Annotated in this window: 1 protein-coding gene; it reads right to left on the bottom strand. The window is 65.0% G+C overall.

What is annotated here, in order from left to right; translation table 11 throughout:
- On the bottom strand, positions 1 to 257 hold a 257-nt coding region (locus tag NE547_RS18270), incomplete at both ends, for a hypothetical protein (protein WP_256176650.1).

Below are 257 nucleotides of genomic sequence, written 5' to 3'. Positions count from 1 at the left end.
CAGCGCCCGGTCTTCCGCGCTGGCCGGGTTCAGCGCCGCCTTGGTGCGCTGGATCCCGTTGGGGGAGAGATAGTCCACGCCAGATTCAAGCGCAGTGCCGATTGCATTTTTGACCATGCGCACCGGAACGAAGGCGGCGTTGCCCACGATGTTGCGCACGTGGGTGCGCGGGTTTCCCAGCATGGCCAGATAGCGCCATGCGTTCCACTTGTCCATCCAGGTGGCGGGCACCTGCCGGGCGATGTCCCGGTAGATCT

Source organism: Flavonifractor sp. DFI.6.63 (genome assembly GCF_024462255.1).
GTDB classification, from domain to species: domain Bacteria; phylum Bacillota; class Clostridia; order Oscillospirales; family Oscillospiraceae; genus Lawsonibacter_A; species Lawsonibacter_A hominis.
Note: the sequence above shows the minus strand (reverse complement) of the source record. Positions and strands in the feature narration are given on the sequence as shown.